Origin of the sequence: Lysinibacillus sp. FSL K6-3209 (genome assembly GCF_037976175.1) — a bacterium.
GTDB classification, from domain to species: domain Bacteria; phylum Bacillota; class Bacilli; order Bacillales_A; family Planococcaceae; genus Lysinibacillus; species Lysinibacillus sphaericus_D.
In genome coordinates, this window is sequence record NZ_CP150264.1 from 2,812,096 (window position 1) to 2,835,163 (window position 23,068).

29 protein-coding genes and 2 pseudogenes are annotated in these 23,068 nt (G+C 31.2%); all 31 read right to left on the minus strand.

Annotated features, from left to right (window positions below; genetic code table 11):
- Positions 1–263: 263 nt before the first annotated feature.
- Positions 264–737, minus strand: a complete 474-nt coding sequence (locus tag MHH88_RS13630) for a hypothetical protein (protein ID WP_339258713.1) — start codon at positions 735–737, stop codon at positions 264–266.
- 20 nt (positions 738–757) lie between these two features.
- Positions 758–1,234: a hypothetical protein gene (locus MHH88_RS13635; RefSeq protein ID WP_069513068.1), complete on the minus strand. Its 477-nt coding sequence runs from the start codon at positions 1,232–1,234 to the stop codon at positions 758–760.
- A 16-nt stretch (positions 1,235–1,250) separates the two neighbouring features.
- Complete coding sequence (locus MHH88_RS13640) at positions 1,251–1,940, minus strand: hypothetical protein (RefSeq protein WP_339258715.1); 690 nt, start codon at positions 1,938–1,940, stop codon at positions 1,251–1,253.
- A 383-nt stretch (positions 1,941–2,323) separates the two neighbouring features.
- Positions 2,324–2,749: a hypothetical protein gene (locus MHH88_RS13645; RefSeq protein WP_339258717.1), complete on the minus strand. Its 426-nt coding sequence runs from the start codon at positions 2,747–2,749 to the stop codon at positions 2,324–2,326.
- 671 nt (positions 2,750–3,420) lie between these two features.
- The gene (locus tag MHH88_RS13650) at positions 3,421–3,747 is read right to left on the minus strand and encodes a DUF5713 family protein (RefSeq protein WP_337982480.1); all 327 of its coding nucleotides are present in this window, start codon (positions 3,745–3,747) and stop codon (positions 3,421–3,423) included.
- Between the two features lie 109 nt (positions 3,748–3,856).
- On the minus strand, positions 3,857–4,108 hold the full coding sequence (locus MHH88_RS13655; protein ID WP_339258720.1) for a hypothetical protein: 252 nt from the start codon (positions 4,106–4,108) through the stop codon (positions 3,857–3,859).
- A 44-nt stretch (positions 4,109–4,152) separates the two neighbouring features.
- Complete coding sequence (locus tag MHH88_RS13660; RefSeq protein WP_339258722.1) at positions 4,153–4,809, minus strand: DUF1963 domain-containing protein; 657 nt, start codon at positions 4,807–4,809, stop codon at positions 4,153–4,155.
- A 63-nt stretch (positions 4,810–4,872) separates the two neighbouring features.
- Positions 4,873–5,199: a hypothetical protein gene (locus MHH88_RS13665; RefSeq protein WP_339258724.1), complete on the minus strand. Its 327-nt coding sequence runs from the start codon at positions 5,197–5,199 to the stop codon at positions 4,873–4,875.
- Between the two features lie 172 nt (positions 5,200–5,371).
- A complete protein-coding gene (locus MHH88_RS13670) occupies positions 5,372–6,001 on the minus strand; it encodes an Imm43 family immunity protein (RefSeq protein WP_339258726.1) in 630 nt (209 codons plus the stop codon).
- Positions 6,002–6,142: 141 nt separating this feature from the next.
- Positions 6,143–7,198 carry a hypothetical protein gene (locus tag MHH88_RS13675; RefSeq protein ID WP_339258728.1) on the minus strand — a complete coding sequence of 352 codons (1,056 nt, stop codon included), beginning with the start codon at positions 7,196–7,198 and terminating at the stop codon, positions 6,143–6,145.
- Positions 7,199–7,217: 19 nt separating this feature from the next.
- Positions 7,218–7,934 carry an Imm43 family immunity protein gene (locus MHH88_RS13680; protein WP_339258730.1) on the minus strand — a complete coding sequence of 239 codons (717 nt, stop codon included), beginning with the start codon at positions 7,932–7,934 and terminating at the stop codon, positions 7,218–7,220.
- A 23-nt stretch (positions 7,935–7,957) separates the two neighbouring features.
- Positions 7,958–8,809, minus strand: a complete 852-nt coding sequence (locus MHH88_RS13685) for a hypothetical protein (RefSeq protein WP_339258732.1) — start codon at positions 8,807–8,809, stop codon at positions 7,958–7,960.
- A 102-nt stretch (positions 8,810–8,911) separates the two neighbouring features.
- A complete protein-coding gene (locus MHH88_RS13690) occupies positions 8,912–9,406 on the minus strand; it encodes a hypothetical protein (RefSeq protein ID WP_339258733.1) in 495 nt (164 codons plus the stop codon).
- A 70-nt stretch (positions 9,407–9,476) separates the two neighbouring features.
- Positions 9,477–10,091, minus strand: a complete 615-nt coding sequence (locus MHH88_RS13695) for a DUF1629 domain-containing protein (protein ID WP_339258735.1) — start codon at positions 10,089–10,091, stop codon at positions 9,477–9,479.
- A 701-nt stretch (positions 10,092–10,792) separates the two neighbouring features.
- Positions 10,793–11,329, minus strand: a pseudogene (locus MHH88_RS13700) (RNA 2'-phosphotransferase).
- Positions 11,330–11,414: 85 nt separating this feature from the next.
- Entirely contained in the window at positions 11,415–11,669 is a 255-nt protein-coding gene (locus MHH88_RS13705; protein WP_339258737.1) for a hypothetical protein, read from the minus strand.
- A gap of 95 nt (positions 11,670–11,764) precedes the next feature.
- Positions 11,765–12,394, minus strand: coding sequence for an Imm43 family immunity protein (locus tag MHH88_RS13710; RefSeq protein ID WP_339258739.1), 630 nt, complete (start codon positions 12,392–12,394; stop codon positions 11,765–11,767).
- A 50-nt stretch (positions 12,395–12,444) separates the two neighbouring features.
- Complete coding sequence (locus MHH88_RS13715) at positions 12,445–12,951, minus strand: DUF6630 family protein (protein WP_339258741.1); 507 nt, start codon at positions 12,949–12,951, stop codon at positions 12,445–12,447.
- 51 nt (positions 12,952–13,002) lie between these two features.
- The gene (locus MHH88_RS13720) at positions 13,003–13,857 is read right to left on the minus strand and encodes a hypothetical protein (protein WP_339258743.1); all 855 of its coding nucleotides are present in this window, start codon (positions 13,855–13,857) and stop codon (positions 13,003–13,005) included.
- 348 nt (positions 13,858–14,205) lie between these two features.
- The gene (locus MHH88_RS13725; RefSeq protein ID WP_339258745.1) at positions 14,206–14,574 is read right to left on the minus strand and encodes a hypothetical protein; all 369 of its coding nucleotides are present in this window, start codon (positions 14,572–14,574) and stop codon (positions 14,206–14,208) included.
- Positions 14,575–14,841: 267 nt separating this feature from the next.
- Positions 14,842–15,156: an SMI1/KNR4 family protein gene (locus MHH88_RS13730; RefSeq protein WP_339258747.1), complete on the minus strand. Its 315-nt coding sequence runs from the start codon at positions 15,154–15,156 to the stop codon at positions 14,842–14,844.
- A 145-nt stretch (positions 15,157–15,301) separates the two neighbouring features.
- Positions 15,302–15,916 carry a DUF1629 domain-containing protein gene (locus tag MHH88_RS13735; protein ID WP_339258749.1) on the minus strand — a complete coding sequence of 205 codons (615 nt, stop codon included), beginning with the start codon at positions 15,914–15,916 and terminating at the stop codon, positions 15,302–15,304.
- Positions 15,917–16,480: 564 nt separating this feature from the next.
- Positions 16,481–17,122 (minus strand): hypothetical protein, encoded by a 642-nt coding sequence (locus MHH88_RS13740; protein WP_339258751.1) that lies wholly within the window; start codon positions 17,120–17,122, stop codon positions 16,481–16,483.
- A 152-nt stretch (positions 17,123–17,274) separates the two neighbouring features.
- Positions 17,275–17,367 (minus strand): annotated as a pseudogene (locus MHH88_RS13745) (RNA 2'-phosphotransferase); the annotation flags it as partial.
- Between the two features lie 229 nt (positions 17,368–17,596).
- Positions 17,597–18,289: a hypothetical protein gene (locus tag MHH88_RS13750; RefSeq protein ID WP_339258753.1), complete on the minus strand. Its 693-nt coding sequence runs from the start codon at positions 18,287–18,289 to the stop codon at positions 17,597–17,599.
- The gene (locus MHH88_RS13755; protein ID WP_339258755.1) at positions 18,264–19,007 is read right to left on the minus strand and encodes a hypothetical protein; all 744 of its coding nucleotides are present in this window, start codon (positions 19,005–19,007) and stop codon (positions 18,264–18,266) included. Before MHH88_RS13755 ends, MHH88_RS13750 begins: the two co-directional genes overlap by 26 nt.
- Before the next feature lie 305 nt (positions 19,008–19,312).
- Complete coding sequence (locus tag MHH88_RS13760) at positions 19,313–19,891, minus strand: DUF1629 domain-containing protein (RefSeq protein WP_339258757.1); 579 nt, start codon at positions 19,889–19,891, stop codon at positions 19,313–19,315.
- A gap of 137 nt (positions 19,892–20,028) precedes the next feature.
- On the minus strand, positions 20,029–20,259 hold the full coding sequence (locus MHH88_RS13765) for a hypothetical protein (protein WP_339258759.1): 231 nt from the start codon (positions 20,257–20,259) through the stop codon (positions 20,029–20,031).
- Positions 20,260–20,788: 529 nt separating this feature from the next.
- Positions 20,789–21,244, minus strand: coding sequence for an SMI1/KNR4 family protein (locus MHH88_RS13770; RefSeq protein WP_339258761.1), 456 nt, complete (start codon positions 21,242–21,244; stop codon positions 20,789–20,791).
- 198 nt (positions 21,245–21,442) lie between these two features.
- Positions 21,443–22,069, minus strand: a complete 627-nt coding sequence (locus MHH88_RS13775; protein ID WP_339258763.1) for an Imm43 family immunity protein — start codon at positions 22,067–22,069, stop codon at positions 21,443–21,445.
- 604 nt (positions 22,070–22,673) lie between these two features.
- Positions 22,674–22,994 carry a hypothetical protein gene (locus tag MHH88_RS13780; RefSeq protein ID WP_339258765.1) on the minus strand — a complete coding sequence of 107 codons (321 nt, stop codon included), beginning with the start codon at positions 22,992–22,994 and terminating at the stop codon, positions 22,674–22,676.
- Between the last annotated feature and the right edge of the window lie 74 nt (positions 22,995–23,068).

Below are 23,068 nucleotides of genomic sequence, written 5' to 3' on the forward strand. Positions count from 1 at the left end.
TTCCCTTATTATTGTCAAACAATCTAAAAAAGTAAATTCTACCTAATTTCCAGCGCAGTTCTAGTATTCTTTTGATTGTTACTAACTGAAGTACATACATCAAACAGGACTCTATCCATACATATTTACAAAAGCATAAATTGACGTATAGTAAACTAACAAAGAAAGAAAAGGCATCTCAAAACTATAGAGAAACCTCTTCTTTCTTTGTTTTAATTATCATTGTCATAATATACGGGTATCTCCAAATAATAAGATTCATATCACGGGGCTACAACTATTTCCAGTTCATTTAATCCTTGTCTAAGTAACATAAAGTTTGGACGTTTGATAATCTTTGCATCTTTTTCTACTAAATTTTTCAAATGCTGTCGCAACTCGTTTGTATAAGCCTTCGTAAATGCCATAAAATCAAATGCATATTGCCATTCTACTGAATTAGAGAATTCATCAAAATTTGTAATCAGAAGATTACTTCCTACTTTTTTAAAGGTATAGACGTTGGCATTACCAAATGTATCAAGAACTTGTTCCTTGCCTGTTTGATGCAACTCAATTAATAGTTGATTGAAATCAATCACTATGGTACTGTGTATCGTTGTAAAGAAGAGTAACATTTCTTTGTTATCGTCAATCACAAATACTTCTAAATAACTATCGAGATAAAAATCAGCATGCACGTTTTTATTTTGCAGAACTGATAAATCGTCATCTTCTAAATCAAATCTAATTTTCATTGTTAGCTTACCTCTCTAAATTAAATTGCATTGGCAACCGCTTCTAAACTCTTTAAGCTTTCTTTTAATAAGATAAAGTCTGAACATTTTATAATGTTTGCATCTTTTTCTGTCAAATTTCGCAAATGTCTTCGTAACTCGTTTGTATAAGCCTTCAAAAATGCATTAAAATCAAATGTATATTGCCATGCTTCTGCATTAGTGAATACATCAAAATTGGTAATAACTATATTATTCCCCACTTTTTTAAAAGTATAGACGTTGGCATTACCAAAAGTATCAAGAACAAGTTTCTTACCTGTTTCGTATAATTCTAATAATTGTCGACTGAATGTAATAATAATTGTACTGTGTATTGTTGTGGAAAAGAGAAAAATTTCCTTATTATTTTCAAGTACAAATACTTCTAAATAACTGTCGAGATAAAAATCAGCACGGATATTCTTATTTTGCAGAACTGATAAATCGTCATCTTCTAAATCAAATCTAATTTTCATTGTTAGGCTCCCTCCTTTATTTTCTTATTACCGATGTTCCACCATTAGGATAAGATGTTTTAATAATATTATCTTTTGTGACAACTGTTGTCATCTCAGAAATACCATATTTTCTTGGGCGGTATGTGTAAATTTTCATTCCATTAGCATGCGTACTTTTTAAAGTTCCTTTTTCTAATGATTCCATAATTAAATTTTTAATCTGTGCATCACCGAGTGCTCTAGGAAATAATGTGGTCCCCCTATTTGCAGTAGTTCCCGCAACATGTCTTTTGTAAATATGTTCCCAACCCGTACGGCTATCTCCATCTAATAAAATCCCTTTAGCATTAAACTTTTGAATTTTACCTAAACCAGCAAAGGCATCAACATCCGCGGATTTCCCCGCTTTTCTCAATAGCTCGAATAATTTCCCTGATTTCACTACTTTTCCTGCTGGGAAGAGGGAAACTAACGCTACCCCTTTTTCTGTAATGCCCGCATTCGGATTAAAAATCGTTCTAACATCATCAAGTACTAAAAAGTTAATGCCTTCTTTTGCTGCATCTACAGCAAATTGACCCGCTTTTTTAAGCCAACTAACGGTAGATTTTGCCCAATCTAACGCTGTATCTACCCATGAGTTAGGTCTCACAGAAGCACGAGCCGTCAGTAACCTATTTCTTGCTTCACTCGAGATAGATACGGTGTCTTTTTGTTGTTGCATTGCAAAATTTTGAATGCTTTTGTCATTGTTTTGGTTTGATGTAGCAATTAATGGCGTAGTGCTACTAGATCTTTTCACAGTTACAAGTGTCGAAGTGGGAAAAAAATGAAGTTTTACGAGTAGCAGAAGAAGGTGATTCCCAAATAAACTATTAAGGATTTTCAATGAAAATAAAACTTATGTTTCTATTACATTTAGAGTTAACTATTTGGCATTCAATAACCTGGCGACAGGGAACACTGACTTCACTATTGTTCAAGGCAATATTTCCTCTGCTTACGCTCAGAATGCCCTTGTCTTACGCTGTGTGCATTCTGAGTAGGAGTCATCGCTTTTGCTATTAGCAGAAATTCATTAAAACCGATGTACCTATATAAAAGATTTTATGATTTTGGCTCCGCCTCTTTTTTTACAATATCAAGGAATTTTTTAAATGCCTGTTTATTTTGTATTTCATAAGTTTTGTGATTAAAAGTTAACAGTCCGTTTTCACTAAGATAAATAACATGCAAATCGTTGTTGTGATAAATAATCATAGAGAACCCTGTGTAAGTAAAAGTAGAGCTAGTTCGTTTTATTTCTAGTTTTTCTAGTAAATTTAGGAAAGTCGGGAATACAGTACTATCTTTTTTGATAGTTTTAACGTTGCGCTCTGTATCTATGATACTAATATCATGGGTTTCTTCAGCTAAAGAATCAGTATCGAAAAAATCTTGTACAAGATTTTTTCTTTTGTATTCATTTAAAAAATATAGTGAGACCATTATTATTAAAAAGAAAGCTATAATAAAACTTATATTTTTCTTCATTTGAAACAACCTCCTATATTAAAATTTTAAAATTTTCAGCCTTTTTTGTCAAAGCAGATTGTTAACTTTTTTTGTTTTCATATTCTCCTGTGTCATTATGCTTATATAGATGAACACATAATCCATATAATCAATAGAGCCTTCCTCTTCTCTTTGCGGAAAAAGGAATAATTATTATTTTTCAACTCTTTATAATAATAACTTTTCGGTTGAATAAGACGTAGTTCACCAACAAAAAATATTCCCTTGGTTTTCCGAATAATCGCTGATTGGGTTCATGCCTAAATTTAAAATAGTTTTATCAGTATTAGTTCCAAATTCGGAGTATATATGCTCTATAAACCTTACTTCAATTGAAGGATAAATAGAGTATTAAAATCCAACTCATGATTAGTATGCGAGAAAGTGAATCAAAAGTGTGCATCTTTATGTGTGTGCGTTTGTATTTGGAGATCTTAGCATTTATAATGTTATCTTAAACATAAAAAAACACTTGTTGCTTATTAGGCAATCAAGTGAATGAAGCTCCGTTCTTTTTATGGATTCTACAATTTATTATTCTTTAAGGAAAACAAATTTTAATTTAAGACAATATAATTAGAAGTTGATAAAAACACTATAACCATCTTCTATCGAACATCCACTTTCCTCATTGAAACTCAGTTAATTCTTCACCAATCTCTTTCTCTTAACGCTTCTTCGATATCTATATCAATCTCAAAATATTGTAAAATTTCTTCTACTGTTATGGCGATTGAATCTCGTGCCACCGTTTCAATTTCACTATCGTGTTCATAAAACTCATCCTGTAGTTCATTGATTGCTACAGTCATTTCATCCAACTTTTCCAGCACCTCTTCAATGGTATGATTGCCCTCTTCAATAAAATGGACTAATTTCATAATATTTTCTTTAATTTTATTTACTAAAAACGTTGGATAATACGAATCTTCGTACATATCCGACAAGTATTCGAATTTAGCATCAAGTTTTTTCACAATGGTTCCTCCTTTGATGTTGATTGTCCTATTAAAAACACTTCTCACAACATATAATACCATTTTTATTCTATCGTAGAAACAACTTACATTTAACCACTTAACAACACTATGTAAGTTCAACAAAGTCTGGACTACGTACATTACCTTCTTTAACCAATAGAACACCTTTAATTTTTTCTTTTCTGCAAGCTTTATTGATCTCATGAAAATATGGTAAATGCGTATAATATTCATCAGAAGCAAATTTCCAATAAGAAACCTCAGATAACTTTGTAGTAATCATCCTATCTATAATCTGCTCTACTTCAGTCCACTGATTTAATAATTCATTTCGAATTTCAAGTACTTTTGAGTTCATCCTAGCCCTCCTAACTCACTGCGTTTCTCCTATGATTCACCATTTTAAAGACCCTTAAGTACATTGAGTAAAAAAATACCTATGTCATTCTGATTATAATTTTTGTTTAAAAATAAATATCCTATTGAATCGCTTAGGCTAAAGATATTACGAAATTCCTCTGGAAAATCACCGCCATAAATTTGTAGGCAAAATTGATAATCTTTTAAACCTAAATCTTCTTTTTGTAACAAAGATGCTTTATTGCCCATTAATGAACCACAATAAATCTCAATATCATCTAAATCTTCACCATCAAAATTCTCATAGTCCAAATTCAACTTGTCGCCTAAAATAAACGCTTGTGCAGGTATTAAGAAATTGGATTCATTTCGAATTTCTCCAATTTCGTGTAATAAAACCTTTGTAAATCCTTGTTTAATGTTTGCTAACTCTTCTTGATCTCCATGAAAAGTTATGTAATCTAAAAAGTAATCATTCTTTTTATACGTTGTAAATACAGAGAGGAACTGTTCTTTTGGTAAGTTTAAATTTAGCGTTTCATTAAGGAAATTTGTTGGCAAACAAAATACAAGTGTTAATTTATCTCCATTTGGATTTAATGGCCAATCAATATTTTTAGGCAAGAAGCTATACCCGCCGAGTCGGGGCACAATGGATTCATTTTCAACATCTTTAAACGTAATTTCCACTGACATCATATCAACTCCTAATTTAGTTATCTGAGTATATGTATTTTCGTAAACCGGGAAATAATGGAATTATTAGTCATCCGACTCTTTGTTTGAGTCAAATAACTCATTTGCCAATTGACTAATCATCTGAACAGCATCTTCAATAATGTTTTGTTCTTCCAAACAATATTTATTTTCGTTAAAATAAAAATAATTACTTACATCTACAAACGCTAATGCAAGTTTTTTTGGAACAACATCTAAGCTCTTAAATTCAACTATTAAAAACTGCATAGCAGTGATTAATTCATTAAATTGATTCTCATTTAATCCTTCCCCCCTTCTCAATTGAATTAATATTGAATCTTCCCCTAAAATATGTTCATAAACGATATTTAAAGCTTCGTTCTTATACATAGAAATCTCCTTTTATGGCTTTGACTACTAAGAAGTGGTAGCCCCTCAACCGTCCAGTAAAATCTAGATTTTTACGGTACATTAAGTTTGCATATTCTCTGATTATCTTTTCACCTAGCCGTTCTTATTTTCATGAAATACAATCAGTCATTTCAGCTCTTTCATTTACAACCTACTGGGAGTTAATATGTGTTGCAACGTCATTTAGATCAATAAATTTTAACCCCTTTAATTTTAGTGCAATGCATTGTTTCTTAAATTTCTCTGAACAAAATATGTATGAACTTAATCTTAAATCCTTTAAACGAAAGACATCATAATCTGTATTGTTAAAAATTATTTTCAGATATTTTTCAACAAAGGTTCCTTCCGATTTAAAACTTTTATTTTTAGGTACTTCTCTAGAAATAAATTCTGATTTTTCATAATCCACCAATGAAATACCATCGTAATATTTTATGAAATAATAGTTTTTATTTTTCTTTGCTTTTGACTTTCCCTTGGTGTTAACTATATGTAGTTTTGCTATGACATAATCTTGTATCGCTTTCGACTCAACTATTAAATTTAATAACTGTTCTTCAACAATATGCCCTAAAAAACTTTCATAATAATCAAATTCAATTTTGCTTGTGGTAATGAACCACAATTCTTTCGGCAAATCATCTTTGTTAAAAAAATGACGATTCCAACTATACCCCATTCCCTCGTGATACATTGTTTCATCAAAATGTTCATGTATTACGCCATCTAAGAAAATAGGTGTCGTGAGTTTGTCATTTACTATCATATATTTTTTCAAATTATATCCCCCCATTTTTTCCTCATTGTGAACATTACTCTATGTATTGTGATTAATAACTTTTCGAAAATTCTTGCAGCTATTACTTCATGTGGTTTCATTCCTAATATCAAAATGCCTCTTCTATTTCAGTCCTTAAATTTAAATGAAACTGTAATTAATAATAGGATTTACATTCTCTATCCTTTCTTCACTTCTTTCAAGAATATACATAGGAATTATTTCATTTCCGAGTGCACCTGACCAAGTATATAAAGTAAGATCAATTTTTTCACCAGTACCCTCCAAACAAATGGTTGGCCATTTTTTTTCAAGACATGCCGGCCATCTAAGTAATTCGTCACCAGGAATTACAGATAACTCCTTTATCTCATTTTTAATTTTGTAGGTTCCTTTAACTATACATTCATCAAGTAGAATTGAATTATTCATTGCTTGAATATAATAATGCCAAGGCTTAATTCCCCAAGTAATAATTAATATTCCCTCTTCAAAACATTTATCAACTAAATTGGTTGTAGTAAATAACTCAACAAGGTTTAATGGCTTATCCCCAACTTCACTTCTTATAAATTCACTAAAAAGTTTTAAATCCACCATAAAAAAACCTAGATGCCCTAAACCACCATAAACCGTAGATTTGGTAACATTTTTATTCTTATATATATCAATAGAGTTTTTGAATATAAGCACATAGACAGTAACTGTCTCTATCTTGTGTTCATAATCGGTTAAAAACAGAGGAGCTTCTGACGATAAAAAATCAGGTTTTTGAATCCCATGACGAAAAACTTGAATTTTGATATTGTAATCCCCTTTTAATTCCGGACAATTTTTTCGATAAGCATTTTTTTTAGAAACTGCCCCCTCTTTAAAAGCCTGTTGAATAACTTTATTTTGGCTTTGCTTTTGTAACTCCAAATTATTTTCATGCATGTAACATATAAAATCTTCTTTAATAAAAGTTACGTCGTTATATAGTACTTCTGTTATTTTTTCACCTAATGTAGAAGAGTCCAACAATAATTGTGTTCCATTTTTCACTTCTTCAACAATCAATTTAAATTTACAAATATCGTATTGGCTTACAGTGTCATTTATAGGGATTTCTAGTGTTACACTATTCGTTAGCAAATGTGCATCTTTTATAATATTGGTACAATAACCTTCTTCGAACAATAATGCTGTATTATTCATTAAATTCACCCCTGTTTCGTTAATTCACTATAGATTGTAGATAGTTAGGCACTAACGCTAAATCCATAAATTGAATCCCCTTAAGATCATTCTTTTCACACAATGATTTAAATCTCTCCGAACAAAATAAGTATCTTCCTAGTTTTAGATCGTTTAATTGAAATAAATCACAGTCCGTATCTTTTAACACCAAATTAATATATCTATCAACAAAACTTCCACCAACTTTTAATTTTGCATTGCTTGGCACTTCTCTTGTAAGTAACGCAGACTTTTCATAATCAACCAATGATTGTCTATTAATACATTTCATAAAGAAAAATACATCCTTTACTTTTGGGCTACCTTTTGTACTTACAATTTCCAAATTAGCTATAACATAATCCTGCAATGCATTCCCTTCTTTCATTACAGATAAAAACTTTTCAGACAGTATATGACCGAAGAAATTTTCGTAATAATCAAATTGAACTTTGCTTCTCGTTATTAACCAAAGGTCTTTGGGAAACGCCATTTGTTCAATAAATGGCCGATTCCATTCATAGTTCATTCCTTCTACATATTTTTCTTCAATAAAGCTTTCGTGCAAAACCCCATCTAAATAAATGGGAGAAGTATCTCTATCATTGACTAACATAAAATATTTCATTAAGTTACCCCTATCGTTAGCTAGTTGGTTAATAAATTTAATTAAGTCTATTGCTATATGTAATTGTATTTCTTTAACATAAGCCAAGCTCAAGAACTCACTATAATATTTTAGATTTTCTTAATTTTCACATTCGCACCTAAAGAAATAAAATAATTTGCTAAAACTAAAGTATTTTCCCCATATCCCTCAGCTATTAGAAACTCATTACTATTTAAACGATTTAGTATTTCTTCGAATGATAGTCCCGTTTCTTTTTTTAATGCTAGAATCACTTTTGATTTATGATCACCTGGATGCTCAAGATACACATAATATTTTTTCACTTTTCCGTTAGTTTTGGAATCAATTGGGACAAAACTTACTTTTGATTTTGCAACCGGAAGAAAGTCGCATAATAATTTAATTTCTTCATTATGTAATTTAACTTTCCACTCTTTCTCCATATAATTAAAAAAATCAGATTGATATTCCCCGCTTTTATAATATCTATCCTCATGTGTATCAAGCCATACTGACAAAAAATAGTCGAACTTTTCCAGTGAATCCACAAGTAGTTTCGGGGAAAAATCCCCTCCTGCATAATCGTAATAAATTGGCGTTTCTTCTTTACTTATATCTGCAATGACTGGGTTTCCGCTCCAACTGGCAATATTGATCCAATTCTCCTGCCATTTTAATGTCTCTGAGCTATCTATCCACCCTTTATCGTCTCTAATAAACCTGTAGCCCTCTAAAGCTACCGTTAGATTCTCTATTCCAAATAGATAGAAATCGTTCGTCCACAAAAACATTACGTCTTTATCTCTTGGTAAATCACTATACCATTTCAAAAGTGTTTGATTTAAAATAGGGAGATTATAAATTTTTTCTAACTCTTGTTTCGTTTCATTAAATGTTCCTAAATATCGCAACTTACTAGTATTTTCAATTTTAGAAATCGAATGCGCTAGGTTCTTCATTGTCCTTTAAAGCCTCCTTCACTGCTCGCTCGACCATAGCTTTTCTAATAGCAGAATTATATTATTGCTGAACGCTCTTCGACTTGAAAGCATTTAGTGCCCTCACGTTGCAAATCCCACTTTCTCAAAAAACAATCCTTTAATTTGATAACATTCAATAAAATCAATAAACGTTTGAGTGCAGTAATAAAAGTTGATTTTCATATCTCTAAAAAGGATTTCATTTGATATTTCGTCTATCTTGAACTTTATTTCCTTGTTTCTTAGCATACTAAGAGATTGTTGCGTATCTAAACCTTCAAAATCAATGGCTGGAATAACTTTTAACACATTTATAAATAGGTACTCCTCTGGAATATCTTTTATCCTTACTGGAAGCATCTCAACTTCATTTGGCAATAATTTTTTAATATGATTTTCAAATTTCTTTTTCACAATTAAAGTAGAGCCAAAACAGCGTGCATCAAAATCTAAACGCTCATTTTTTTGTAATTTATCCCTCGATAGAGCGAAAATGTCCGCTTCCCAATCTAAAGTAATTTTTTGTCCTTTAAAAGTTGAAAAAAGACTCACATCTTTGTTATCAAGAAAAGTCACATCGAAATAGTCAAAATCATTTCATATTTGGAAAATATCCATATAATTTCCCACCTTGTATTTATTACCGTTATGGTTTATACACACCTGCTTCATTTGAAGGAACAAAAATAATCCCTTTCAAATTTAGTTTCTCAGCTTCTTTTTTTAACTTTTCTGAACACATTAATATACTTAAAAGCTTCGTATTATTTAGTAGAAAAACATCAGGGAGTACATTTGCATTTTTTAGTTGTAAATCCCATATTTTTTTCATACGCCCATTCTGTTTATAAAATTCAATATTAGACCTATCCATATTGATTACATCTTCCAACCTATTGTAAAATCGCACATAGAAATATTCCTTTGAAGTTATACTCTCTTTGTGCTTGTTAACCATATGCAATTTAGTATAATGAAAATTACCTATTCCGAATTTATTTAATAGGTTTAAAAATTCTATCGATACAAAAAATCCGTCACGTTTCCATCTCAAATCAAAATTATAATTTCTATCTTTTGAAACAAACCATAATTCTTCAGGTAAATCTGTCATAATATTTTTTGTTGTTCTCCATTCCCCAACATCAGAATCCCTTGCTTCAAATGGATTCTTTTCAAAGAACTCTGTACGCAATATCCCCTCTAGCAAAATCGGACAAAATTTATCCTCTTTTTCAAAAATCGCAAAATTATTTTCCATTTATTAAACCCCGTTTCCTTCTTTAAAGAACCTATTCCTTAAGGTATCTGCTATTCTTTTAATTAATGAAATACCTTTAACGTATACTGCGCTGATTCCCTGTCAGTATTCACCTAATAACGATTTCTTCTCTCTTATACATTAACAAAATAACCATTTATATGTAAACATTACCATTTATAAAACAAGAAAAGAGTAGAAATACCGTTTAGGTCTCTCTTTTTTTAAGGAATCTCATCCAACTCTCGTTGCAAATTTATATTTGGTGAACCAATTTCATTAGTTACAATAAAAACTTTTGAGTCTGTGTGTACGTGCCAGTGTTGGGGTCATAATAGTGGAAGCGATGATTAGTTTTGAGAGATAAAATAAGCAAGATGTTTGAAATATCACTTCTTCTAGATGCTATAAATATTTTTTATTATAATGGAGAAGGAAATGGAGGAAGAATATATTACCATGAACGACTTAGATTACATAATTTTTAATTTGAATGAAAAGCAGTTCAAACAACTAGTCTTTATTGCTTAACGCTCATCTTTATATAGTATTCAATAATTGTTACTTGTAATCTTTCCAAGATAGGGAGGAATAGACCCAGTAAATCAAAACAAGAAAAAACACATGCACATGGGATAACCATATACATGTATTTTTTATATCTTTCCTACATATTGTAGATTTCTGTACTGTTAATATTTTTAGTAGCTAATAAAATCATACGATATAACATCTGCTAACCATATCGTTTCATGCGCAAAATAAAATTTCACACCATTTTTATATGCATCTTCTGAATTGATTTTTAAAACTATAGGGGCAGTGTCTCTCCTTTTACCTAATAAGATAGCCGTATGAATGTCTTCAGATAAATGAACATATTGCCTTGTTTTTGGAACCAAGCCATTCTTTATTATTGACTCAAGAAAACGACGACTCGTTCCATGATAAAGTGTGCTAAGTGGCTCCATTCCCTTTTTTTGGATTTTAATAGAAGTCGAATGTCCATAAAACGCTCTTATTTTATCATCTGAAATTTCGTAACGCTCCTTTTCTGACTTCTCAATCATTTTTTTCAAATCATCAAGCTCGATGTGCGACCATTTATCAGATTTTCTTAATGATTTTAACAATTGATCAACTGAAACTCACCCATTAACATCTAACTCTAATTCATACTTTCCCGGAGAATGACGTAGAGCATATGCCACCTCTTTACTAAGTTTATCATCATTCATTTATCTTACAGCTCCTTGAATCCTTAAATCCAACCTCTTTTCCATTGCTTTTGTCCATCTGGCAATATTTTTTAGAGTAGACTTTTTACTCATAGATTTTACCCACATACAACATATTGGCCAAAAAGTTCCAATTAATATTTTTAGGAGTATCTAGACCAGAATTTTCATAAAATCCTTCCATATCTTCCATCCAACCCTCAATGGCTTGAAGGAATAAATCTATAGATTTATTTTCCCATTCATCTCTATTCTTTCTATAATCAGCTGATAATAAATTTACAAATTCTAAAAACTGTTGCTTATTTGAAACGCTTTCAATTTTGTCAAACCAATCCATACAATTCTCCCCTTTCAATTTTTTGTCTATTTTATTTTTTTCAAAAGCATGCTCGGAGCGAGAGCAATCCTTTGTAGGGCATTGGCCATGTCACTCTAGCGCTCTATTGACAAAAAGTATTGTGGTATATCACCAATTTCAATAAAACGGATTCCTTTAATATCATTGTTTTTACATAGCCGTTTGAATTTTTCTGAACAAAACAAATAACTCACCAATTTTAAATCCTTTAAACAAAAAATTTCCTTATCAGTTTCTTTTAAAATAATTTCCTTATATTTTTCAACAAAATTTCCATTTAAGCTAAAGGATTTGTTTGTTGGGACTTCCCTAGTTTTAAAATCCGATTTCTCATAATCCACTAAATCTTCTCTATTATAAAATTTCAGAAAAAAATAAGGTTCATTGACTTTGGGCTTCCCTTTTGTATTTACTATATCCAGACTAGATATTACACAATCTTGTAAACAGTTACTTTCCCTCATTAGATTTAAAAATTTGTTGCTAACGATATGTCCTAAAAAATCTTCATAATGATCAAATTCAATTTTATTTGTAGTAATCAACCAAAGTTTTTTCGGTAAATCAGCCTTTTCAAAAAAGAGTCTATTCCAATTATATTCCATACCTTCATTAAATTTTGTTTCATTAAATTCCTCATGCAACACGCCTTTTAAAAAGTTAGGAGAATTAACCTCATCCTTTACTAGCATAAAGTAACTCATTCTATCACTCCAAAATTTATTATTTTTAATGAAAAGAATTCCCCACGATTTCAAAATGAATCTTGAATGCTATAACCTGCTTCCTTTGCCAAAGCTTTCATTTCATCAGTGTCAGATGACGGAACGGTTATCAGAACGTAACAGTCACTTTCAATATCCAAGCTTGCCAACGATATTGCCTGTTCCTTTAACTTTCCGGAGATTTTATTTAAACATAGGGACGTTGGTAGCTCATCAAATTCACCATCTTCAAAGTCTTCCCAACTCACGCACGCCATATTTTTTCTATCTAGCAATTCATCAACAACATCACAAATGTATAAACCTGACTCTTTCCAATCGATTTCAAATGCCAAACCATGATCAAGAAGTGAATCAACCAAAGAAATCCATGCCAATTCATCAATCGGGCTGTCTATCCCTCTTTCATCGAGTCGATCTTTAAACATCTCGAAGTAGGATTCTGGTTTTTGTATAGCTAATGAAACCTCTGAAAAAATTTGTTCTTCTACTTCATATGAAAGCTTTTGCACAAGCAATAACAATGCATGATACACTCATTCCTTTTCCTAAAAAATGATTGGATCATTTAAATAAATGAAATACTACTAACGTATAATACGCTGTGAATCCGGTACTTTTTCATTTTGAATGACGAACTGCAATATCTCATCCTCCTCAAGCTTGTATCCAGGTTTCTCTCGTGGTATCTCTGCAAGAGGTGTTTGAAGCAATGGATGCTCTAGATAAGGTGTGTCTAGCCCCTCTTTCTCTCGTATTATTCGAATACAATAATAATCATAAGGAATACAGTCAAACGATAAAATTTCACTTGATTTATCTGGCGTATCGCTTAGACTGTAGATATGAAAATTACATAGCTCATAAAGATGCTCTGCAAAATTATTTGTCTCATTCCAACTGCGCATTAATTTTTGATAGATATGATCTTCTGGTAATACATTAAACAATTCAGGCATTTCTCCATTTTTCCAATAATGATAGAGGCACGTCATAAAAACATGATGAGTATTATTCTCAGAATAAAAATCTGGATTTTTCATGAACATATTAGTTGCATATTTGTATGTTAGTTCTGCAATTTCTTCATAATCCCATAATAAAGAAAGCCCGATAAGTCCTCCTATTTGACTATCTGAAACACTTCTTCTACTAGGATTGCTTTTGATCATTTGAACTAACCAAAAAAGTTGCTGCTCTAATAAAATCCATGCTGAAGATTCGCTATTTAATATTCTATTTTTTGCATTCATTTCAAGGTGAACACCTATCCCCATTTTTAAACGATCCGCTAATCGATTATTTTCATTTTTTTGAATTAAGTCTTTCATTTCATCCATTCGATTATCTAGTATTTCTTTTACTTCCTCATCTGAAATCACTCTTTTTTTGTAGTCTTTTATAGCGCAATCAAAATACTTCCAATATTTTTTCCCATTCATTTAATCATTCCTTTATATATGAATTTTTACGTTCCTCCTCTTCTTTTTAACTATCTCTTTTTTTTCACCAGATCCCCTTGTATTCTTTACCTAATCACACTATATATCTATTAATTTATATTAACAAAATAATGATTTTTGTGTAAACATTTCCATACCAGAAGTAAAAAAGAGTAGAAAAACCGTCTTTGGTTTTACTACTCTTTTGATTCTACTTATTAGAAACTGTCTTCTCTACCTTTGTTTTGCTTGAATGTACTAACAAAATTCGAGAAATGAAGGTGCTACAATGATTGCATCATCAGGATCGTAAGTTTCTTCATAATCCATGTATTTGATTTCACCTGTTTAAATATCAATCCAAAAATCATTATCTGCATGATTATCAGCAAAAGGGATATGAAATAGAACAAAACCCCCGAATTCCTCGGAATAATCTCTCCTTCTATCTTTTGCTGTTTCAATTGATGTTGTATATGCCGAATCATCCTCATCTTCTAGTAGTGGAATGTGAAAAAAACTACCAATTTCTATTGAGTAATAATCCTTGTTTAATATTTCATAAAAATTATCAGGGCAAATATATGCTCCTTTAGTAAATACCCCTCCATTTTTAACAAGATAAAACTCTATAAAATCTTTTTTTCCTGGAAACTCATCAGAAATTGTTTCATTTATTTTATAAAATGAAACATCCTTCCAGCAATTATCAAACAAAATAACGTTATTTAGAAATTTATTCGCGTTACCTTTTAAACCTTTGTCCTTAGGTTATACACCGCCTTACAAATTTATCTCTATTTTTAATTACTGCCGCAACAGCTTAACATAAGTCATAGTGGTGTTTAATTGATGATTTCTTTCCAAAAGTCTATGCAATCTTCGTCAAATTTTTTTATTATAATATCTAAAAACTCAGTTTGGGTGTTTTGAGAAGTATGAAAATACGCTGTTTCTAATATTTAAATTAGTTTTGTGAAAGAATCAGCTACCTTTTATTTTGTTATTAAATAGTGTCTCTGAGCCGTAAACGTAAATACTCCCACAATTAACATTCATAATAAGTGTAAAGTTATCTCCCATAGCTATAGATATAAATTGATTGGAAAAATTCTTTATATCTTCATTAGATAAATGTTCATGGTAACTTATTAACGTTTCTAGATAATTTGTATGATTACCAAAATGTACCCCTAAAATACTAAAATCCCCAAAATCGTAATTTAAAATTAAATTAACAAAATCAACAGGGAATTTCACCTTAAGTCTCCGCTCTACCCGCTCAACATTTGTTTCCATTTCAACTTGTTTCTTTAGTCTTAATCCTGTACTACAGTAAAAGAGCAACAATATAATCCAACCTAAGATAAAAGCTACTCTTTTAACGTATGTTTAAATTTCCCTATTGCTATAACCACTAAATACAATTTGTACAGCTACATTATTATGGTTTATACATATCCGCTTCATTTGAAGGAACAAAAATAATTCCCTTCAATTTAAGTTTTTCAACTTCATTTTTAAATTCTTCTGAACAGAACATAACTCTGAAGAGTCTAATGTTATTAATTTGAAACACTTCAGGAAGCATTGCCTTGCTTTTCAATTGTAAATCCCATATTTTTTTTATATGACCATTTTGCTTATAGATTTCAATATTTGATTTCTCCATATCTATGACATCTTCTAATTTATTATAAAAGCGCACAAAGTAATACTCTTTTGAAGATATACTTTCTTTATGCTTATTCACCATATTTAATTTAGTATATTGAAAATTCCTTATTTCAAATTTTTTTAATAGATTAAGAAAATCTAATGATACAAAAAATCCACCATCCTCCCATCTGAAGTCAAAATCATATTTTTTATCTTTGGAAACGAACCATATTTCCTTTGGCAACTCTGTTATTATATTTTTTGAGGTTCTCCATTCTCCATCATCAGAATCTCTTGGCTCAAATGGATTTTTTTCAAAAAATTCTGTATGCATTATCCCCTCAAGTAAATTAGGACAAAATATACCTTCTTTTTTAAAAATCGCAAATTTTTTCTCCATATTAAAATGTTATTCCCTTCATGTATTCATTTATGTAATCTACTACATGGTGATTTAGTTTTTATTTTCCCGGAAATTAGTTTCTTTTTTTAGACTTCTTTGTAGAATCTCTCGTCTAGTTAAAGTACTGTCCTTTTACTATTTTGTACTGCACTTTACCTCTTCTATTCTTCATAATAATTTTGAATAGTTATAATTTTTCATGCATATTTAGCTCAGTCAATGCAAAAGCAAAGTTGAGTTTCCTAATATCACTATTTCTACCTATATCATGATTAATAAAATATCAAAAAACAAGTGACAATAAACCCTTAATTAACGGATTAATCGCCACTTATTAATTTATACAAAAGCACTTGTAATCAATTATAAATACTTGTTGTACCTTTAGATATCTGGAGTTTACTAATATCATTATTCGCCATTTTTCTTTCTATAATTCTAAAACATTACATTTTATTTTATTATAAATCAATTCCTCATTTATTATTTTTTCAATCTCACTCCAGTCCCCTCCTGCTAATCCTGAACCAATTTTAGGCATCTGTATAGTTAATCTATTAATTAATGAAAACCTTGCAACTTTTTTAAGCATGAACGAAGTGCATCATAACCAATATAAGTTGTACTATCTTTGTAATTTTTCCTTACACCTTTTTGTGCAAGCATATTTGCAATAAAAACCGATTTCTGTTGGTCCACACATACAAACTGAACTTCTCCTAACCTAAAAGTTTCCTTGTCCTTAGACCATTTTAAATACTCTTTTTTTGCATAGGGGAATTGCTTGGATAAAGATAGAACAAAGCCTTTCCCCCACAATCCCAATATATTAACAACATGAATGATTAGTGTATTTTCTTCTAAAGGAATGGAAGCATCACCTTTTAAGTAACTTATTTGAGGTTTATTAATAGCAACTAATATTGCCTCCTTCCACTTATTTTCAAATTCTATTCTAGTAGTAGGAACACTATCGCTTAAATCTAAGCTATTGATATGTCCATCGTACAATAAAAATCCAATATTTTCGTTCCAATCTTTCAACGAGGAAGAAATATACATTTCGTTATTGATTATATTAATTTGCCTAGTTGCAATTCCATTCGCAAATTCTGTAAATAACTCCCCGTGACCTTTCGCAAATTCAACATTATCACATTTGTAATATAATAATCTTTCATCAGGTTTAACATACTGTTCCACCGCTATTTACCACCCTTTTCGAAATATCCAAATCCGTTACACAATTTGGATTTTCATAGGATTTTATCATCTAAAATTTCGTAACGTTTTTTTCTGACTCCTCAACCATTTTTTCAAATCATCAATCTTAATTGCGACCATTTATCAGACCTTCTTAAAGATTCTAACAATTGATCAACTGAAACCCACCCATTAGCATCTAACTCTAATTCATACTCCCCCGGAGAATGGCGTAGGGCACCCGCCCTCCATTTCTTTACCTAAGGGCAACGAATTTAAAATTGTCCTACCGGCTGTTGTAGTGCTAAAACGTTTATTTAAATTAATATTCCCTAAATTTTCTTTAGTCGCCCAAACTGGAATTCACCTTTGAATTAGCCTCTTTAGCAACATATAATCTTCTATTACCTACCGTGAAAATATCGTTCATATGTAAAAAGAACTTAAGTCTTCTATATATGTTTTGTATCTTACTTATGAATATTGCCAATAACTTTTTAGAGGATTCTCAATTAAATCTTCTTTCATTTGTGCATATAAATATATAGCACCGAACGCAAAGGGATAACTTTTTCTTGGCTTTATTAGTTTATCTGGATATCCTTCCTCATCAATTTGGAGTATAAAACTAAAGCCATCTTCATGTAGCTCCTTATAATAATATTCCTCTTCCTGAATATGCTTTGGTTTTCCTCCGAATTTCACAAGAAAACTTTGATTAAATGGTTTTTTATCACTTACAATAGTGGCTTCAGAAATAAAATGTTTTACAAAATCAGGATTGTTAAATGTATCAAATTTACTCTCTTCTGTTTTAGAATGTTTTATTGTCATTAATGAACAATTTGGATATCTATTTTTAGAGATACGTTCTTCAAAATTTTGGGGTGCAAAAATAGATATCATCTCATTTTCATTGAAAGGGTTAACAAAGGACAAATAAAAATACATTGTTGTTTCTTCATTTACTGTGCCTTCCAATTCATCGAAGTAACTTGGTGCATTACCTCCAATCCAGCCATTACCGCTATCAATTTCATTAGTTTGAAAAACCATACATTCATTTCGTTCTTGAAAAAATTTATTATACCTCATAGCAATCTCCCTTCTATTATGCATTACCATGGTATAATTCCATGTTTTATCCCATGCTGTAGTTTCTGTCATTCGTGATTTTTGCAGAAGGGACAAACCCTTCATTAAATACCCATGTAACTAGATTATCTGCTATAGCAGTATCGGTTTGTGAAGATTTTAGATTGTCTAAAGTATCTGCAACATTCTGCTTGGAAAACTCATGCAAAATCGTATTGCCATCCCATACAAAATAAGTAGCTCTACCTTCCGAACACTTCTCTATCCGCCTACCTAGTGTGTCATACTTGAAAGTTACTTCTGTCATATCTGGCTTTATGACCTTGGCCATCATGCCATTGCCATAGTACTCGTACTTCCATGTATCTCCATTATGTTCGACTTTCTCTACGAGATTTCCTTCTTCATCATAGGAGAATTTGGCATCTTTTGTTTCTAGTAATCTACTGCCAGCGCCATAGACACGGTCTTTTTTGTCTTTTGTTTCATATAAGTTGCCGACATCATCGACACTGCGGTATAAGAAATCAAATTGGCGACTGTCTTGATTGGCCCACACGAGGTTACTAAATTCGTCGTAACCATAAGTCACTTTTACACCCGTTAGCTCGTTGACCATACTTCGTAATTGATGATTGACGTCCCAATTGTAGGCACGTCTTCTCTTATCTCGGCTTTGGCTACTTACTCTGTGATGTGTTGGTCGACCTGTAATATCATATTGCCATTTACTAATGACATCCCCTGGTAGGATTCTTTCAATCTCTTGACCGAGTTCATTGTACTGCATCGAGGCTGTCCACTGTTTACTCTGCCCGAGAGACTATCATTTGCAAAACATTGCCCATGGTCATTACGAGAAAAAATTGAGTATGGATATATTAGAGATATTACCGCATTATGTTTAGAAAATTACGAAAAATAGAAATACAATTTTAATAATTCAATAAACAATAAAAAAACATATGTAAAGAAAAAGTTTAAGACAATTTCTTTACATATGTTGCCACGACTTAATTAAAGTAGTAGTAAGAAAATTCTGTATTATAACTGTTTTTGCTCCTAATAATAATTACTAATATTATTAGGAATACCCTACATTTCAACAAATTCTGGTCGTTGGGTACTTCCCTCTTTGACAAACATTACTCCTTTTATCTTTTCTTCTTTGCATGCTTTTATAAATATTTCATCAACAATGATATTTCCTGTATATTCTTTCATTCTTACAATATGATGCCCTTCTAAAGAATTGGGAACATATTTTATAGTCAGTAGTTTAATTGGTCCGTCTGGTAAGGATTTTAATAATGGTTTATATTCCGAGTTTTCCCAATCCAAACAAGGTACTAGATTTAATACATTCATGACAAAAAATGTTTCATTGATTTCGCCGCTCTTTGTAGACGATATGACTGCAGGAATGAACTGACAATCTGATCCTAATCGCTCAACTAGTTGTTTGAATTTTAAACTTACCAATAGCCCCCCTATTGTTGGCAAAATATCATAATCGTTTAAATAAGTATCAAGTTTATCTACTGAATAATAAAGTTTCTCATCTAAAGGATAGACAATACCCTCTTCTAAATCATATTGATTAAAAGTATTCTTTTCTGTGTAACCAAAAAAAACATCTCTTCTATAATTGCTATATAACTGATAATAACTCATAAAAATCACCCCTCACAATGTAGTCTTATTTTACCTTTTCTCAAATCTTGTCTTAAATCGTTTATTAATTCTTGTGAACATTATGACCTTGTTTATCATAGGCTTCGACAGGTGTTCCCAGATAATCACTAATAATGTTAGTTGCCTTCACTCATTATCTTAGCTGAAGGAACAAAGCCATCATACAATACCCATGTCACTAGATTATCTGCGATTTTGGCATCTGGCTGGGAAGCATTCTCCACTGAATTTTCCTGCGACAAATTCTCATGCAGAATCGTATTGCCATCCCATACAAAATAAGTAGCTTTTCCTTCCGAACACTTCTCTAACCCCCTACCTAACGCGTCATAATTGAAAGCTCTCATTATCTGTGAACGATTGATGCGTACTTTGCTCCCAAAGCATCTTTGAATCCGATGTGGCTGAAAGATTTCAAGGTTTATTATCATAATAAAAAGAAAGAATTACCATATTAAGGAATTCATTCTTTCATGCTTTTCATTGTTCTACTGAAATTTAAAAGGAGTTATTAGCTATACTTACTTCGAATTTGAACAGAATGCCCACAACTAATTAACCGGCAAACATGCCATTTAAGAAGAAATTCTTTCCCTTCATCATTATCATGCTACAAGCAGTTTCAATTTCTTCTAGAAAACAAGTGCGATTCAAGAAAACTCTAAGAATATGTTTTTATATTTGGCGAATAGCTAGGGTTATATACGGCCTTATAAGGAATCAAACAAAAACATATGTAAAGAAAAAGATTTTTATATCTTCCTTACATATACTTCTATCAAGCACTAAAGTCATTCAAGACTGCAGCTGTATATTCCTATTTCTTTTTTATCTGCCATCATAAGCATCCCCATAAGATTTAAAATTTTCGGCCAATCAAAACCAATGTTCACCTTTACTCGAATATAAATGTTCTAACAGTTCCGTAAAGCTTTTAGCAATAATCTGACTATCTCCTGGTGTTGCATGGGTTTCCAAAAAACTATCATAGCAATAACCAAAATGAGACTTGCTTAAGTCAATACTAATATATTGGTTTATTTGTTCAGACTCAGCAATAAGATACCATTCATTACTTATATCACCTTCAAGTTCCTCCCAAATAATATCATCTTCCGGGTAAAGCCTTTTACTAGTTGGAATAAACTCATTTGAAGAAACAATTTTTATTCCGTATGGCTTATCTAAAAACATTTGTAAAGAGTCATAATTACTAAAAAAGTAATTCAAATCTTTTGGTAGAGCTAAATCACTAGCGTAATCTGTGTGCCTTTTCACAATTTTACAATTACTATTCAGTTCAATTTTTTTAATAACCTCTAATATTTTCATATTTTTTACTCCTTTACTTTCAAATTCACTTTTATATATACTTGAATCAATTTTTCAATTCAATTTCCTATAAATAAACACGAACTTTGAAATTCGAATAAAACGAACGATATTTTATTATTAGTATTTTCAGAACACATTGTTCGTATTTTTTAATCAAAAATGCATTTATGAAATTAACTCATTTACAAAAATTTATTACCGATCATATGAAGAAAAATATTGAGGAACATCTTCTAATTCTATAAATTGAATTCCTTTCACTTGTTTTTCTTCACAAAGTTGCTTAAACTTTTCTGAACAAAATAGATATCTTGCTAATTTTAAGTCATTCAAGCAAAACACGTCTCTATCATTTTCTTGTAGAACAATTTTTTGATATTTTTCAACCATATAATTTATGTCAAAAACCTTATTTTCTGGAACACTTCTTTTTGTAAACTCTGACTTCTCGTAATCAACGAAATCTTCTCTATTATAATACTTAATAAAATAATAGGGTTTTTTTACTTTAGATTTTCCCTTTGAACTAACAACTTGTAGATTTGATGTAACATACTTTTGTAAAGTATTTACTTGATTCATCAAAGTAAAAAAATCACTACTGATAATATGACCATTAAAACCCTCATAATAGTCAAATTCAATTTTATTATTAGTAATTAACCATAAATCTTTTGGCATTTCTTGTTTTTGAAAAAAGATTTTATTCCATTCGTATCCCATTGCCTCACTATATTTTGTTTCATCAAATGATTCGTGAATAACGCCCTTCAAAAAAATAGGCGACTTTACATTATCCTTAACAATCATATAATAACTCATACTATCTCCCTAATCTTTGAAACTTAAGATATTTCCTAGATTGCACAGTACCAAAGTGCCCCTTCTGTATTTTGTTTTTCAATTCTTCTTGCAATTTTTTAATATCTGTCCTATCCTCTTTTTCATTTATTAATCCCAGAGAGTGTTAATCGGCAATATCCGTCACCCTACTCAAGACATAATCACTATACATAGGGTGTTGAGTATTATGAATCATACTAAAAGAGCTTCCTTTTAATGTGTTGGGGTTGCCAGGCATCATAATACCAATAAATGCTTCATCTCTTAATCCCCCATACCAATAGAGTCAAAGAAGGATTGATGTGTTTCCCATGTATTAGTTTTACTAACACGGTGAGCTTGATATCCTGATATTTTATCTCCAGCTTTTTTCGGTTTCCAGCAAGAATTGGGCTAGGTGCTCTCGCTAAAATGTTAGAATCATTTACATACCATACAACGTAGGTTCCCACCAACCAGCCCAATCGGGTCAACGTGCGTATACTTCCCTTGCTCTGGGTCATAGTATCGGAAGCGGTTATAATACAAGCCAATTTCTATATCTTCATACTGCCATTGATACCTAAACGGAATGAAATCTTTCTCACCCGTTTACTCGTCCATATACATCAAGCTCAGCCGACCAAACCTTATGACCTTGCTCATCATAAGCTTCGACAGGCGTTCTTAGATAATCACTAATAATGCTGAAGTTGCCTTCATTTGTAATTTTTGCTGAAGGGACAAAGTCATCATACAATACCCATGTCACTAAATTATCTGCGATAACGATATCTGTCTGTGAAGCATTCTTCACTGAATTATCCTGCGAGAAATTCTCATGCAGAATCGTATTGTCATCCCATACAAAATGAGTAGCTCTACCTTCCGAACACTTCTCTATCCACCTACCCTCACGCGTCATAATTGAAAGCTCTCATTATCTGTGAACGTTTGATGCGTACTTTGCTCCCAAAGCATCTTTGAATCCGATGTGGC